Consider the following 14,901-nt stretch of genomic DNA (forward strand, 5'->3'; position numbering starts at 1 on the left):
CGACGGGGCCATTAGACGGGGTCGCGGTTCGCCGCAAGCGTCGCGTGCGCTTTACCTTTCGGCAACCCTTCCGGGCGCATCGGAAAGCCAGCGGCGCCGACGGGCGGCCGGCGAAAGGTTCTGCGGACATGGCCACGAAGCATGATAGCGGCAAAGATGCCTCCAGCTGGAGCCGGGGGACGTCGTTCGAGCCCCTGCCGGTGATCGCGAGCGAGCGCCGGCTCCACGTTCGCGCCTTCAATTATTGGCGCGCCCGCGCGGATGGGCGTGCAATGCCGACTCTGGCCGACTGCGCCGATATCGAGACCATGCCCTTCGCCGGACGGATGGCGATCGTGGATCTCGCGCGCGCCGGCCAGGCTGCGCGCATTCGGAGCATCGGCAGCGAACTTGCCGCCGAACTGCCCGCGGCGAAGGCCGGCGCGAGCGAGGGGCTGTTCGCCGAACTCATCCGCCGCCTGCCCGCCGTGGCGACCCGCCGGACGCCGATCGGCTTCGAGGCGGACGTGCCCGACGGTGCTGAAAGCGGGACCTGCTATCGCGGCATCCTGCTTCCGATTGCCGACGAGACGGGCGTGATCGCGCATGTGCTCGGCGTCGTGAACTGGCGACATCTGGCCAATCGTGTCGACGAGATAGACGGCGACGTGAGCGCGGCACTTGCGAGCGTGCAGGACATCGGCTTCGAGGCCAAGGCGCCGTCGCCCTGGTCGCGGCCCGTCACACCAGAGGCGGTGCGCGAGCCCGCGTCCAGCAACCAGCGGATCGCGATGGCGCGGACCTGGGCGGCGATGGCGACGACCGATCGCGCCCGCGGCCGATCGCATCTCCACGCGGCGATCGGCGCCGCGCATGATGCGCTGTCCGGCTTCGAAGCAAACAACTCCACGCCGATGCTGGGGTGGATCTTCGGCGATCATGCCGATCTGGAAGCGATCGAGCGGGTGCTGGCCGGCGCGCGCAAGCTCGGCATCACCGGGCAGGCTCTGACCGAGCGGCTCGATGCGCATCCCGAGGGCTTGGAAGGCTTCCTCGCGATCTTCAAGCAGGCCCGGCCGCCTGCGCACGCGCCAATCACGCGGCTGCGTTTCCGGCTTTCGCCGATCGCCAGCGACCTGCTCGCGCAGCCGCCGCGGCGTGACAAGGATCCGCGCGAACTGCCGGCGCGACGCGCCACGCGCTGATCCGCGCCGCGCCTTGTGCTGGCTGCGGGCGAGGCGCATAGCCCCCGCACGGTCAACCAGAGGCAAGGGCAGTCGCTCCGACGCCCGTACCGGGGAGGATGCATGGACGCGGAACTCGTGAGCGACGAGGCGCGCATGATGCCGGACACGCCGATCAGGGACGCGATCGCCGCATCGCTCACCGACGGCGCGCTTCCCGGCGAGACCGATGGCTTCGAAGGACCAGCCCGCACCGAGGCCGCTTCCTTCGTAGCGACGGCGGCGATCGAGCGCCGGCCGGGCCAGGCATCTCTACGTATCGAATCGATCGGCGGCGAAGGCGTCCGGCGACGGATGCGGATCGCGATCGTCAATGACGACATGCCGTTTCTCGTCGATTCGGTGGCGGGCGCGCTGGCGGACAGCAATGTCGATATCCATCGTCTGTTGCACCCGGTCGTCGCCGTCCGGCGCGACGGCGAGGGGCGCCTGATCGAGCTCATCCGTGGCGAGGCGAGCGGCGAGCGCCGCGAATCGATGATCTATATCGAGGCCGACCGCGCCGATGCGAAGGCGCGGCGCGCGCTCGAGATCGAGATCGCCGCGACGCTGGCGGACGTGCGCGCCGCGGTCGAGGATTGGCCGCGGTTGCAACTGGCGCTGCGCGATGGGGCGGCGACCTTGCCCGACGGCGAGGGCGCGGCCTTGCTGCGCTGGTTTCTCGAGCGGCATTTCACCTTGCTCGGGGCGCGTCTTGAAACGCGCGACGGCCGCGCGCGCGATATGCTCGGCATCCTGCACGACGAGAGCGCCCCCTTGTGGAGCGAGGATGCGCGCGCCGAGGCGTTTCGCTGGTTCGAACGCGGCGGCGAGGCGCCGCTCGCGATCAAGAGCGATCGACTGGCGCGCGTGCACCGGCGCAGCGCGCTCGACATGCTCGTCGTGCCCGTGCGCGGCGACGATGGGATCGAGGCGCTTTCTGTCCATGTCGGGCTGTGGACGAGCGCGGCGTTGCGCTCGCCTTCGGACAAGGTGCCGGTGCTGCGCGCGCGGCTGCAGGCGATCGAGGAGAAATACGGGTTCAATCCCGGCGCGCATGCCGGCAAGGCGCTGCGCCATGCGCTGTCGGCGCTGCCGCACGATCTGCTCGTCGGGCTCGCCCCACCCGCGCTGGAGCGGGTGGCGCTGACGGCGATGTCGCTCGCCGATCGCCCGCGGCCGAAGCTGGTGATCGCCGCGGGACCGTTGCGGCGGCACCTTTATGCGTTCGTGTGGTTGCCGCGCGAGGCGGTGTCGACGGCGCGGCGCGTGGCGATCCGGACGCTGCTGGAGCGCGCCGCGGATGCGCCGGTGTCAAGCTGGTCGCTGGAGACGGGCGGCGAGGGCGATATGGCGCTGCTGCGCTTCACGCTCGATCCGCAGCCCGGCGCGCCGCTTCCGGACGAGGCGGCGCTGGACCAGGCCGTGGAGGCGATGCTGCGCGGCTGGGGCCCGGCGATCGAGCTCGCGCTCGGCGAGACGATGAGCACGACGCGCGCGGCGCGGCTGACGATCGACTGGGCCGAACAGTTTCCACCCGCTTATCGCAACGGCGAGGAGCCCGCCGAGGCGGCAGCCGATATCGTCCGGCTCGATGCGCTGGCGGACGAGGCGGCGCGCGGCACGCGGATCGCGCCGGCCAGCGAAGGCGAGGCGACGCGCCTCAAGCTCAAGACCTATCGCTTGGGCGGACTGATGCCTTTGTCCGCGACCGTGCCGGTACTCGAGAATTTCGGCTTCAATGTGCTCGCCGAGCGGCCGACGCGGATGGCGGACGACCGCTCCGCTTTCATCCACGAATTCCTCGTCGAGGCGAGCGATGCGGCGATCGCGGCGGGGGTCGTGTCGCGTGCAGCGGCGGTCGAGCCCGCAATCTCGGCGGTGCTGGAGGGGCAGGCCGAGGACGATGCGTTCAACACGCTGATCGTCTCGATCGGATTGCGCTCTGCCGACGTGCTGCTGTTGCGCGCCTGGTTCCGCTACCTTCGGCAGACGGGCCTCGCTTATGGGCTGCAGACGGTGGCGGCGGCGCTCGGGCGCTCGTCGGTCGTGACGGAGGCGTTGCTCGCGCTGTTCCATGCGCGGCACGATCCGGCGAGCATGAGCGACGGATCGGCGGAGCTGGCGCGGGTCGACGAAGGGCTCGCGGCCGTCTCCTCGATCGAGGACGATCGCATCCTGCGGCGGCTGCGCGGGCTCGTGCTCGCGATCCTGCGCACCAACGCCTTCACGCCCGCGGCCGAGGAAGCGCTCGCCTTCAAGCTCGATTCGGCAGAGGTGCCGAACCTGCCCAAGCCGCGGCCTTGGCGCGAAATCTGGGTCTGTTCGCCACGCGTCGAGGGCATCCACCTGCGCGGCGGGCCGATCGCGCGCGGGGGCCTTCGCTGGTCGGACCGGCGCGACGATTTCCGGACCGAAATCCTCGGGCTGATGAAGGCGCAGGTCGTCAAGAATGCGGTGATCGTGCCGACGGGCGCCAAGGGCGGCTTCTATCCGAAGCAGCTTCCGCCGGTGTCGAACCGGGATGCGTGGCTGGCCGAGGGGACCGAGAGCTATCGGATCTTTATCCGATCGCTGCTGTCGGTGACCGACAATCTCGTCGAGGGTGCGGTCACGCATCCGGCGGGCGTGACGATCCGCGACGGCGACGATCCTTATTTCGTCGTCGCCGCCGACAAGGGCACGGCGACCTTCTCCGATGTCGCCAACGCGATCGCGGTAGAGCGCGGCTTCTGGCTGGGCGATGCCTTCGCAAGCGGCGGCAGCGTCGGCTATGACCACAAGGCGATGGGGATCACCGCCAAGGGCGCGTGGGTCTCGGTCCAGCGCCACTTCGCCGAGATGGGCGTGGACGTGCAGGCCGACCCGGTCACGGTCGTCGGCTGCGGCGACATGTCGGGCGACGTGTTCGGCAACGGCATGCTGCTGTCGAAGACGCTCAAGCTGGTCGCGGCTTTCGATCACCGGCACATCTTCCTCGATCCTGCGCCCGATCCGGCGCGCAGCTGGGACGAGCGCGCGCGCATGTTCGCGCTGCCGCGCTCGTCCTGGGCGGATTATGATGCAGGCCTGATCTCGGCGGGTGGTGGCGTCTTCCCGCGCACGCAGAAGAGCATCCCGCTCTCGCCCGAAATCCGCGCCGTGCTCGACATTGCGGAGAGCGCGCTCGATCCGTCCGCGCTGATCACCGCGATCCTGAAGGCACCGGCCGACCTGCTCTGGTTCGGCGGGATCGGGACTTATGTGAAATCCGCCGCCGAGAGCAATGTCGAGGTCGGCGACGCCGCCAACGATCCGCATCGCGTGAACGGCGAGGAACTGCGCGCCAAGGCGATCGGCGAGGGCGCCAATCTGGGCGTCACCCAGGCCGGGCGCATCGCCTTCGCCGAGAAAGGCGGGCGGATCAACACCGACTTCATCGACAATTCGGCAGGGGTCGATTGCTCGGACAACGAGGTCAACATCAAGATCGCGCTCAATCGGGAGATGATCGAGGGGCGGCTGCCGTTCGAGGAGCGCAACGTCTTCCTCGCGGGCATGACCGACGAGGTGGCGCGGATCGTGCTCGAGGACAATCGCCTGCAGACGCTGGGCCTGTCGCTGGCCGAGCGCGGCGGCGCGGCGGCGCTGCCGGGGCAGGTGCGAGTCGTCGAGATCCTTGAAGGGATGGGCCGGATCGACCGCGCCGTCGACGGGATCGAGCCGAACGAGGCGCTGCTGCGGCGCGCGCGCGAGGAACGCGGGATGACCCGGCCCGAGCTCGCCATCCTGCTCAGCCACGGCAAGCTGGCGCTACAGGCGGCGATCGAGTCCACGGACACGCCCGGCGACGACTGGTTCAAGCCCGTGCTCCACGCGGCCTTCCCGTCGCAGATGCAGGCGCGCTTCGGCGAGGCGATCGACGCGCACCGGCTGCGGCCGGAGATCGTCGCGACGAAAATGGCCAATCGCGTCGTCAACCGGCTCGGGCTGGTCGGGCCGTTCGAGCTGTCCGAGGAAGAGGGCGTGACGCTTGCCGACGTCGCCGCCGCCTATTTCGCGGCGGACGCTCTGCTCGGTTTCGAGGCGCTGTTCGCCGAGATCGAGGCGGCGACGACGAGCGAGCAGGCACGGCTGCTGTTGCTCGACATGGCCGGACGTGGTGCGCGCCTGCATGTCGCCGATCTGCTGCGCAGCCTGAGCGGCAAGGTCTCGCCGGCGGTCGCGGTGGCGCAGCTCAAGCCCGGTCTCGATCGGCTCGCGAGCGGGCTGGATTCGCTGCTGCGCAACGAGGCGCGGACCCAATCCGATGCGCTGCGCGCGCGGCTCGTGGGAGCCGGTGCGCCCGAAGCTTTGGTCGCCAAGGTCGTGCGGCTGTTCGAGATGGACGGGGCGATCGGCACCGCGGCTTTGGGGGCGCGGATCGGGCTCGACGAGACGGCGCTGACGCAGGCCTATGTGCGCTTGGGTGAGGTGCTGGGCCTCGATTGGGCGAAGGCCGCAGCGATCCGCTTCGTGCCGGCCGATCCGTGGGAACGCCTGCTCAGTGCGGGCCTTGCGCGCGACTTCGAGCAGTTCCGGCTGGAATTCCTCGCGCGGATCGGCGGCGGCGATCCCGACGCGGCGCTGGATGCGTGGCTGGCCGAGAACGAGACGCGCGTCGGCCAGTTCGTCCAGCTCGTCGATCGGGCGCGCCTTGCGCCGACCGTCAGCGCGGCGATGCTGGCGCAGATCGGCGCGCAGGCGCGCGGGCTGCTCGCGCGCTAGCCGGGCGGCAATTCGGGCGTCGGCCCGGATTCGGGAAAAGGCAAAGGCTTCACCGCGACGAGCCTGAGGGCCGCGAGGATGCTGAGGATCGCAAGCGCTCCGACGAACAGCACGATTCCGTGCCAGCCGCCGCGCGTCCACGCGACGCCGCCGACCGAGCCGAGGATGCTCGATCCCAGATAGTAAAAGAGCAGGTAGCAGGCCGAGGCGAGCGCGCGATCCTGCATCGCACGGCGACCGACCCAGCTGGAAGCGATCGAATGGCCGCCGAAGAAGCCGATCGTGATGAGTGCCAGGCCGAGGATGATCAGTTCAAGGCGATCGGGCGCGGTGAGCAGCACGCCCGCGAGCAACAGCGCGATCGGCACCCACTGGACCTTGCGCCGGCCGATCCGTCCGGCAAATCCGCCGAACCAGGTCGAGCTGGCAGAACCGAGAAGATAGAGCAGGAAGATCGCGCCGACCGCGCTCTGGCCCAGCGCGAAGGGCGGCGCGGTCAGGCGGAAGCCGATATAATTGTAGATGGTGACGAGCGCGCCCATCAGCAGGAAAGCCACGGCATAGAGATAAGGCAATGCGGCATCGCCCGCGAGCCGCTTCAGGCTGCGGCCGATCGCGCCCAGATCGTCGCGGCGAGGGACAAACAGGCGGGACACGGGTGCGGTCCGCCAGAAGGCGGCAGCCATGATCAGGCTCGTCGCGCCCAGCGCCGCCTCGGCCGTGCGCCAGCCCATCCAGTCCGTGAGGAGCGCGATCCCGAAGCGGCCGCTCATGCCCCCGATCGCCGAGCCGGCGATATAGAGGCCCATCGCCGAGCCGACCGATCCTGCATCCACTTCCTCGGCCAGATAGGTCATCGCGACGGCGGGTATTCCGGCCAGCGCGACTCCGGTGAGGAAGCGCATCGCAAGGAACGTCTCCCAGCCCGGCATGATCGCGGAGAGGATCGTCAGCATGGCGGCGGCCACCAGCGAGCCGATCATCAGCGGTCGTCGCCCGATCCGATCGGACAGGATCCCCGCGGGAATGAGCAGCAATGCCATCGGCGCCGTCGCAAGCGAGACGGCGAGGCTCGCCGCTTCGGCGCTGACCCCATATTCTGCCGAGAAGACGGGGAGCAGCGGCTGGACGCTGTAGAGCAAAGAAAAGGTCGCGAGCCCGGCGAGCAGCATCGCCCAGGACAGTCGGCGATAAGCGGGTGAGCCGCGCGTGATCCCGGAATGCATCGGCGCGCTTTAGGGCAGGCGCCGGCTGGGGTCAGCCCCGTTGAGAGCGGGCGGAGGACAGGATCAGAGGCGCGGGAACTTCAACCCGCCGGGCATGGGCGGCGCGCCCGGCTCGACATCGGCGACGTCGAGGCGGCGCCAGCCGTTCGGGCCAAGCCGCTCCATCGGCTGGAAGCGCGTCTTATACTGCATCCGCGCCGACCCCTTCACCCAATAGCCGAGATAGACGTAGGGGAGGCGGGCCGCATTCGCGCGCGTGATGTGGTCGAGGATGATGAACGTGCCGAGCCCGGGACGGGTCTCCAGATCGGGATCAAAGAAGCTGTAGACCATCGACAGGCCATCAGACTGCTGGTCGGTCAGGCAGGCGCCGATCAGGCGGCCGGGGCGGCCATGCTGCGCCGGCTCGCGATATTCGACGATGAAGGTGGTGACGGGCGTTTGCTCGACCATGTCGGCGAAATCGAGCTCGTCCATCTCCGCCATGCCGCCGCCCGGGTGGCGCGCGGAGAGATAGCGGCGGAGCAAATCATATTGCTCCTCGGTCGTCCACGGACGGCAGGCGTTGATCTCGATATCGGCATTGCGGCGGATCAGTTTGCGCTGCGTGGAATTGGGCGCGAACTCGCCGGCGACGACGCGGACCGAGACGCAGGCCTGGCAATCGATGCAACTCGGTCGATAGGCGACGCCCTGGCTGCGGCGGAATCCGATTCGCCCGAGCGCCTCGTTGAGCTCGGAGGCGTGCGGCCCGGCCAGCTCGGTGAACACCTTCCGCTCCGTGCGACCCGCGAGATACGGGCACGGCGCAGGGGTCGTCACGAAGAACCGCGGAAATTTGAACTGCGCGCTCACCGCTCCGTCACGCCCCTGAAGATGCTCTTGGCCCCATCACGACTATGCCGTTAGCACAAGCTCATGAAAAGCGTGTTTACGACGAAAGATGGTTACCAACGTTCGGCCCGATCAAGTGGCTCCGATCAGGCAAGCTCGACCGGGCTCACTTCATAGGCGGCGGCGCGCAGTTCGCTGATCAGGCGATCCAGATGCGCCTGGTTGCGGGTCTCGCATTCCACATCGAGGCTCAGACCCTTGGCCGGGAGATTGGTGAAGATGCGCTGGTGCGAGAGCTCCAGGATGTTCACGCCTTCCTGATCGAAGATCCGCGCGACGTTGAACAGCGCGCCGGGCCGATCCTGCAGCCGGATGCGCAGGCGCGCGAGGCGGCCCGAGCGCGCGAGATCGCGCAGCAGCACGTTGGCGAGCAGACGCGTGTCGATATTGCCGCCGCACAGGACGATGCCGACCGTCTTGCCGCGGAAGCGCTCGGGGTGGGACAACAGCGCCGCGAGGCCGGCGGCGCCGGCCCCCTCGACGACGGTCTTCTCGATCTGGAGCAGCAAGGCGACCGCGCGCTCCATCTGGCGCTCGGACACAAGCACGATCTTGTCGACCTTGTCGCGGACGATCGCGGAGGTGAGCGCGCCCGGCTCGTTGACGGCGATGCCTTCGGCGAGCGTATCGCCGCCGATCGGACGGTGCTCGCCGCTGATGCGGTTGAACATCGACGGATAGAGCTCGGCCTGGACGCCGATGACCTCGATTGCCGGATCCGACGCCTTGGCGACCGTCGCGCAGCCGGAGATCAGCCCGCCGCCGCCGATCGGGATGACGAGGCAATCGATCTCGGGCGCGTCCGCGAGCATCTCCAGCGCGACCGTGCCCTGGCCGGCGATGATGTGCGGATCGTCAAACGGGTGGACGAAGGTCAGTCCGCGCTCCGCCTCGACCTCGCGGGCATGCGCATAGGCATCGTCGAAGCGCTCGCCGAACAGGATCACGGTCGCGCCGTGGCTCTCGGTCTGCTGGACCTTCACGGTCGGCGTCGACTTGGGCATCACGATCGTGACCGGGATGCCGAGCCGCCGGCCATGATAGGCCACGCCCTGCGCATGATTGCCCGCCGAGGCGGCAACGACGCCACGCGAACGCGCTTCCTCGTCGAGCTGGAGCAGCTTGTTCAGCGCGCCGCGCTCCTTGTAGGCGGCGGTGAACTGGAGATTCTCGAACTTGAGATAGACGGTTGCGCCCGTCATCTCGGACAGCGTCCGGCTGAGCAATGTCGGCGTGCGGACGATCGAGGGCTGGACGCGCGTCGCGGCGATGCGAATATCGTCGATCGTCACCACGGGGGTCGGGACGAGGGCGATTTTGTGCAGCGTAGCCATAGGCGGCCCCTACAGCCTCTCGGCCCGCAATTGAACCCTGATGCGCGACGAACGCGGCTGGCGCGCCGCCAAGCTCCGCATTAACGGAGAGCCATGGCTAAAATCGCATATATCGGTCTCGGTGTGATGGGCGGGCCGATGGCACGTCACCTCCACGCGGCGGGCCACGACGTCACCGTCTACAATCGCACGTCCGAAAAGGCGGAGGCCTGGGTCGCTTCCTATGGCGGACGGTCTGCGCCGACCCCGGCTGCCGCTGCGGAGGGTGCGGATGCCGTCTTCAGCTGCGTCGGCGCGGATGCCGATCTCGAAGAGGTGACGCTGGGTGCGACCGGTGCGTTCGCAGCGATGGCCGAGGGCAGCCTGTTCGTCGATCACACGACGGTTTCGGCCAGGATCGCGCGGCGGCTGGCGGAAGAGGGCGAGGCGCGCGGGCTGCTCGTCGTCGATGCGCCGGTGTCCGGCGGGCAGGCCGGCGCCGAGAAGGGTGCGCTGTCGATCATGTGCGGCGGCACGATCGAAGCGCTGGCGAAGGCGCACCCGCTGATGGACGCTTATGCCGCGCGGATCGTCCATATCGGCGGAGCGGGTGCGGGACAGCAGACCAAGATGGCCAATCAATTGTGCATCGCGGGTGCGCTCCAGGGCCTGTCCGAAGCGCTGCGTTTCTCGCAGGCCTCGGGGCTCGATACGGACAAGGTGTTCGAGGCGATTTCGGGCGGTGCGGCGGCGAGCTGGCAGATGCAGAATCGCTGGGCGACGATGGCGGCGGACAGCTTCGACTTCGGCTTCGCGGTCGATTGGATGCGCAAGGATCTGGGCCTCGCGCTGGACGAGGCGCGTGGCAATGGCGCGACCCTGCCCGTCGCGGCTCTGGTCGATCAATTCTATGCCGAGGTACAAGCGATGGGCGGCGGACGCCAGGATACGAGCAGCCTCGTGCGCAGGCTCGGCCGATGAAGGCGGTCCTTCTCGCGGGCGCGGCTTCGCTCTCGCTGGCCGGCGCGCCACTCGACGCGAAGAAGCGCGCGCCCGTCGCCGAGATCCCGCTCGCCGAGCAGGGACTGGTCGACAATGTCAACGGCTATACGCTGGACGGCAAGGGCGCACTGGTGCGCTTCACCGGGTTGCTCATCGATCGCGACGGCAAGGTCGTGCACCTGCTGAAATCGGGTGACACCCGCCCGCAGCGTCCCGACTTCAAGCTCGACGGCAAGGGCCGCACGCTCCTGCCCGGCCTGATCGACGCGCACGGCCATGTGCAGGGGCTGGGAGAGCAGGCGCTGAGCCTCGATCTGACCGGCACCAAGAGCCTCGCGGAGGCACAGGCGCGGCTGGCGGCTTATGCGCCGGCGCATACCGGATCGGCGTGGATCCGCGGCGGCGGCTGGAACCAGGAAACGTGGAAGCTCGGGCGCTTCCCGACCGCTGCCGATCTCGATGCGATCGTTCGCGACCGGCCGATCCTGCTGGAGCGGATCGACGGCCATGCGACCCTCGCCAACAGCGCGGCGATGGCGGCCGCGGGGATCAGCGCCAAGACCAAGGATCCGGCCGGCGGGCGGATCGAGCGGGATGCGAAGGGAAACCCGACCGGGCTGTTCGTGGATTCGGCGCGGGCGCTCGTCGAGCAGGCGGCGCCGGCGCGGCTGCCGCGCGAACGCGACCAGGCGTTCGCCGCCGCGCAGGACATATTGCTCGCCGATGGCATCACCGCGACCTGCGACATGGGCACGAGCGTCGAGGATTGGGAGGCGATGCGCCGCGCCGGCGATCTCGGCCGGCTGCGCCTGCGCGTCGTCAGCTATGCGTTCGGGCTGGAGCCGGCGCTGGCCGTCGCGGGCACGGGGCCGACGCCCTGGCTCTATGCGGGCAGGCTGCGGATGGTGGGCGTGAAATTCTATGGCGACGGCGCGCTCGGGTCGCGCGGCGCGGCTTTGAAGCAGCCTTATGCCGATGCGCCGGGGCAGAAGGGGACCTTGTTCAACGACGATGCCAAGCTCAAGAATCTGATGAGCCGCGCGGCGATGGACGATTTCCAGGTGGCGGTGCACGCGATCGGCGATGCGGCCAATGCCGAGGTGCTCGACGCGATCAACGAGTTGTCGGACACCTACAAGGGCGATCGGCGCTGGCGGATCGAACATGCCCAGATCGTCGACGTGAAGGATCTGCCGCGCTTCGCCCAGCATGGCACGATCGCCTCGATGCAGCCGAGCCACGCGACCTCCGATCACAAGATGGCGATCGCGCGGCTCGGGCCGGATCGGTTGGGCGGGGCCTATGCCTGGAAGGCGATGCTGGATCTGAAGGTGCCGCTCGCCTTCGGGTCGGATTATCCGGTCGAGGATCCCAATCCCTTTGCGGGATTGGCCGATGCGGTAACGCGGCAGGACGCGGCGGGCGATCCGCCGGGCGGGTGGTTGCCCGAGCAGAAGCTGACTTTGACGCAGGCCTTTGCGGCGTTCACGATCGGCGCGGCGTATGCAGCCAAGGCCGAGGACAAGGTCGGGAGCCTCGAGCCCGGCCATTATGCCGACTTCATCCTCGTCGATCGCGATCCGTTCGCGGTCGACCCGGCAGCGCTGCGCGAGACGAAGGTGCTGGAAACCTGGGTCGGCGGGCAGCGCGCGTGGATGAAAAAATAATCGAAATCCCTCCGTTTGCTTCGAGCGGAGATCGAGCCTGTCGAGATCGCACACGAGAAGTCAGAAGAAAGCGTTCTCGACGGACGCTTCTCGACGAGCTCGAAGCTGCTCGAACCGAACGGAGGGCTAATCAGCCCGCATATTTGACCGAGCAGCCATAAGCGCGGCTCTCGGCGACGGCGATCTTGCGGCCGGCTTTCAGATCACCGAGCGCGGCCAGGACGAGGTTCTTCGCCGAGGCGATGTCGGCCACATTGGCGGTCGGCGTATCGTCGATCGCGCCCTGATAGACGAGGCGCCCGGCCGGATCGATCACATACATGTGCGGCGTCGTCTTGGCGGCATAAAGCCGGCCGACCTTGCCGGCGGGATCGAGCAGATAGGCGTTCGGCGCGGCCCTGGCCGACTTGACGAAGGCGGCGGCTTCGGCGCCGTTCATATGGCCCTGCTGGCCGGGCGCGCCGGAGTTGATCGTCAGCCAGACGACACCCTGCGCCTTTGCGGCACCCTGCGTCTTCTGCATGTTGCCGCTGCCATAATGCTTCTTCACGAAGGGACAGCCGGGGTTGTTCCATTCGAGCACGACCGTCTTGCCCTTGAAGGCGGCGAGACTGACCGGTTTGCCGGCGGCGTCAGGCAATGTGAAATTCGGCGCGGGCGCCCCGGTCGGAACATCGGCGGCGGCGGGTGCGGCGATCGCGATCATAGCGAGGCCGAGGATCGGAGTACGCATCAGGCTCTCCTCTCTTATGGCTCCGACCGACTCAGGCCGGCAGCGCCGCCAGCATGCCCGGCGTCAGCACCTGGGGCAATTCCTTCGGCTCGGCGCCGGCGGCGGGATACCAGAGATAGAAAGGAACGCCCGAGCGGCCATGCGCGGCGAGGAAGCGGCTGATCGCGGGATCGCCGTTGGTCCAGTCGCCGACCATCGTCACGACCTTCTTCGCAGCGAAGGCGTCGGCCACTTCGTCGCGCTCGATCGCGGCCTTCTCGTTGACCTTGCACGTCAGGCACCAATCGGCGGTGAAGTAGAGCAGGACCGGCCGCCCCTCGGCGCGGAGCGCGGCGAGGCGAACCTCGTCGAAGCGTTCGTGGCCCGGCTCGGCCGTGGCGACCGTCGCCGCGGCGGGAGCGTTGCGCACGGTCGCGACGATCAGCGCTGTCACGAGCAAGGCGGGGATGAGCGGCCACCACGCGGCGGGCTTCATCGCCTGCTGGCGGCGGCCGACCCACCACAGACCGAGCGTGAAGATGAAGGCGGCGGTGAGCGCGAGCGTCATGCCGTTCACCCCCGCCTGCCGGCCCGCGATCCAGGCCAGGCCGAGCGCGGTCAGGAACATCGGCACCGAGAGGATCCGGCGCAGGCGATCCATCCACGCGCCGGGCTTGGGCAGCTTCTTGCGCAGCGCGGGCACGAAGCCGAGCAGGAGGAACGGGAGCGCGAGACCGAGACCCAGGCCGGCGAAGATCGCCAGCGCGGCCGCGGCGGGGAGGACGAGCGCCGCACCCAGCGCGACACCCATGAACGGTCCGGAGCAGGGCGTGGCGACGAAGGCGGCGAGCGCGCCCGTCCAGAAGGCGCCGGCCTTGCCGCCCTTGGACGCGAGCGCATCGCCGCCCGTGATCGCGGGCAGCTCGAACAGGCCGGCGAGGTTGAAGGCGATCGCGCTGACAAGCACGAGCAGGATCAGGATGACGCGCACGTCCTGCAGCTGGAACGCCCAGCCCGCGGTCTGCCCCGCGGCACGCAGGCCGAGCAGGACCGCGCCCAAGGCGAGGCAGATGGCGATGACGCCGGCGGTGTAGGCGAGCGCTTCGCCGCGGGCATCGGCCTCCGACTTGCCCGAGCGGGCGAGGCTCAGCGCCTTCAGGCTCAGGATCGGGAAGACGCAGGGCATGATGTTGAGCAGCAGCCCGCCGAGGACCGCTCCGCCGAGCGCGATCAGCGTGGCGACGAGGCCGGTGTCGCCGGAGCGCTCCGAGGCACCCGCGGCGGAGACGGCGGCGATCGTACCGGGGGTCGCCTCCAGCGAGACGCCGCTGTCGGCGCCCAAGCGGAGGACGCCCTCGATCTTTGCCGGCGCGGCGCCTTCGTGCGCGACGGTCTCGATGACGAGCCGATCGCCGTCGCGCGCGACCTTCTGGGGGGCGGCATAATCGATGAGCTTGTCGGTCAGCGGGAAGAAATAGGGCTGGGCGGCCTGCGCGGTGGCGGGCAGCGGCACTTCGATGCGGAAGACCTTGCCCGTGATCGCGAAATGGCCGGGGCTGGCGAGCGGGCGGGGGAGGGCGGCACGCCAGCGATCGAACTGGGCGACCTTGGCGGGATCGGCATGGCCGTCGCCGACGATCAGCTCGGTCTCCAGCACCGCCGTCTCGGGCACGCAGACGGAAGGATTGCAGGCGAGCCAGTCGAGCTTGGCGCTGATCGGCAGCTTCGTGCCGGGGGCGAGGCCCTTGGGCACATCGACCGTGACGAGCATCGCGTAATCGCGCTCATACACATAGTTCATCAGACCGGCGATGATGAGCGTCTGCGGGATCGGATATTGGATCGCGCCGAAGGCGAGGCCCTTGGGCGCGGTCCATTCGACGCGCGTCTCGAGCCCGGCGTCGCCCGGATTCTTCCAGTAACCGTGCCAGGTGGCGGCGGGGCGCATCGCGAAAGCGAGCGTCGCCTTGCTGCCCGGCGCGGGCGCTGCGCTCTCTGCGACGAGATTGGGGGTGATGTGATTGGTGGTGCCCAAAGCCTCGGCCGCGACGGGGGCGGCGACGAGGAGGGCGAGCAAAGCGAGGAAAGTGCGGATCATAGTGCGGCCTCTAGCACGCGACGGACGGCAATGGCCAAGGT

The 14,901-nt window shown here is 68.9% G+C and carries 9 protein-coding genes; 4 read left to right on the forward strand and 5 right to left on the reverse strand.

Annotated elements, in window-relative coordinates:
- The first annotated feature begins 128 nt into the window (after window positions 1–128).
- The gene (locus Q4F19_RS01615) at window positions 129–1,184 is read left to right on the forward strand and encodes a PAS domain-containing protein (RefSeq protein ID WP_303539392.1); all 1,056 of its coding nucleotides are present in this window, start codon (window positions 129–131) and stop codon (window positions 1,182–1,184) included.
- A 102-nt stretch (window positions 1,185–1,286) separates the two neighbouring features.
- Window positions 1,287–5,948 carry an NAD-glutamate dehydrogenase gene (locus Q4F19_RS01620; protein ID WP_431312350.1) on the forward strand — a complete coding sequence of 1,554 codons (4,662 nt, stop codon included), beginning with the start codon at window positions 1,287–1,289 and terminating at the stop codon, window positions 5,946–5,948.
- On the opposite strand, the gene Q4F19_RS01625 is transcribed toward Q4F19_RS01620, so the two are convergent.
- The 3 genes from Q4F19_RS01625 to Q4F19_RS01635 all read right to left on the reverse strand — a co-directional run bounded on the left by Q4F19_RS01625 (window position 5,945) and on the right by Q4F19_RS01635 (window position 9,402).
- Window positions 5,945–7,174 (reverse strand): MFS transporter, encoded by a 1,230-nt coding sequence (locus tag Q4F19_RS01625; protein ID WP_303539393.1) that lies wholly within the window; start codon window positions 7,172–7,174, stop codon window positions 5,945–5,947. The two genes, Q4F19_RS01620 and Q4F19_RS01625, sit on opposite strands and share 4 nt — an antisense overlap.
- Before the next feature lie 63 nt (window positions 7,175–7,237).
- Window positions 7,238–8,029 (reverse strand): arginyltransferase, encoded by a 792-nt coding sequence (locus tag Q4F19_RS01630; RefSeq protein WP_303539394.1) that lies wholly within the window; start codon window positions 8,027–8,029, stop codon window positions 7,238–7,240.
- Between the two features lie 125 nt (window positions 8,030–8,154).
- Window positions 8,155–9,402: a threonine ammonia-lyase gene (locus Q4F19_RS01635; RefSeq protein WP_303539395.1), complete on the reverse strand. Its 1,248-nt coding sequence runs from the start codon at window positions 9,400–9,402 to the stop codon at window positions 8,155–8,157.
- A gap of 93 nt (window positions 9,403–9,495) precedes the next feature.
- Here Q4F19_RS01635 and Q4F19_RS01640 point away from each other — a divergent pair, with 93 nt between their 5' ends.
- Complete coding sequence (locus Q4F19_RS01640; protein ID WP_303539396.1) at window positions 9,496–10,362, forward strand: NAD(P)-dependent oxidoreductase; 867 nt, start codon at window positions 9,496–9,498, stop codon at window positions 10,360–10,362.
- Window positions 10,359–12,050, forward strand: a complete 1,692-nt coding sequence (locus tag Q4F19_RS01645) for an amidohydrolase (protein ID WP_303539397.1) — start codon at window positions 10,359–10,361, stop codon at window positions 12,048–12,050. Before Q4F19_RS01640 ends, Q4F19_RS01645 begins: the two co-directional genes overlap by 4 nt.
- Before the next feature lie 130 nt (window positions 12,051–12,180).
- On the opposite strand, the gene Q4F19_RS01650 is transcribed toward Q4F19_RS01645, so the two are convergent.
- Window positions 12,181–12,783 (reverse strand): thioredoxin family protein, encoded by a 603-nt coding sequence (locus Q4F19_RS01650; protein WP_303539398.1) that lies wholly within the window; start codon window positions 12,781–12,783, stop codon window positions 12,181–12,183.
- Window positions 12,784–12,814: 31 nt separating this feature from the next.
- A complete protein-coding gene (locus Q4F19_RS01655; RefSeq protein WP_303539399.1) occupies window positions 12,815–14,860 on the reverse strand; it encodes a protein-disulfide reductase DsbD family protein in 2,046 nt (681 codons plus the stop codon).
- Window positions 14,861–14,901: the final 41 nt, after the last annotated feature.

This window comes from Sphingomonas natans, from assembly GCF_030546695.1.
GTDB lineage: Bacteria > Pseudomonadota > Alphaproteobacteria > Sphingomonadales > Sphingomonadaceae > Sphingomonas_I > Sphingomonas_I natans.

Excerpts from the sequence above, each read along its gene's own strand:
- Q4F19_RS01635 (WP_303539395.1), bottom strand. The coding sequence starts at position 9,402 with ATGGCTACGCTGCACAAAATCGCCCTCGTCCCGACCCCCGTGGTGACG.
- Q4F19_RS01615 (WP_303539392.1), top strand. The coding sequence starts at position 129 with ATGGCCACGAAGCATGATAGCGGCAAAGATGCCTCCAGCTGGAGCCGG.
- Q4F19_RS01640 (WP_303539396.1), top strand. The coding sequence starts at position 9,496 with ATGGCTAAAATCGCATATATCGGTCTCGGTGTGATGGGCGGGCCGATG.
- Q4F19_RS01645 (WP_303539397.1), top strand. The coding sequence starts at position 10,359 with ATGAAGGCGGTCCTTCTCGCGGGCGCGGCTTCGCTCTCGCTGGCCGGC.
- Q4F19_RS01655 (WP_303539399.1), bottom strand. The coding sequence starts at position 14,860 with ATGATCCGCACTTTCCTCGCTTTGCTCGCCCTCCTCGTCGCCGCCCCC.
- Q4F19_RS01620 (WP_431312350.1), top strand. The coding sequence starts at position 1,287 with ATGGACGCGGAACTCGTGAGCGACGAGGCGCGCATGATGCCGGACACG.
- Q4F19_RS01650 (WP_303539398.1), bottom strand. The coding sequence starts at position 12,783 with ATGCGTACTCCGATCCTCGGCCTCGCTATGATCGCGATCGCCGCACCC.
- Q4F19_RS01625 (WP_303539393.1), bottom strand. The coding sequence starts at position 7,174 with ATGCATTCCGGGATCACGCGCGGCTCACCCGCTTATCGCCGACTGTCC.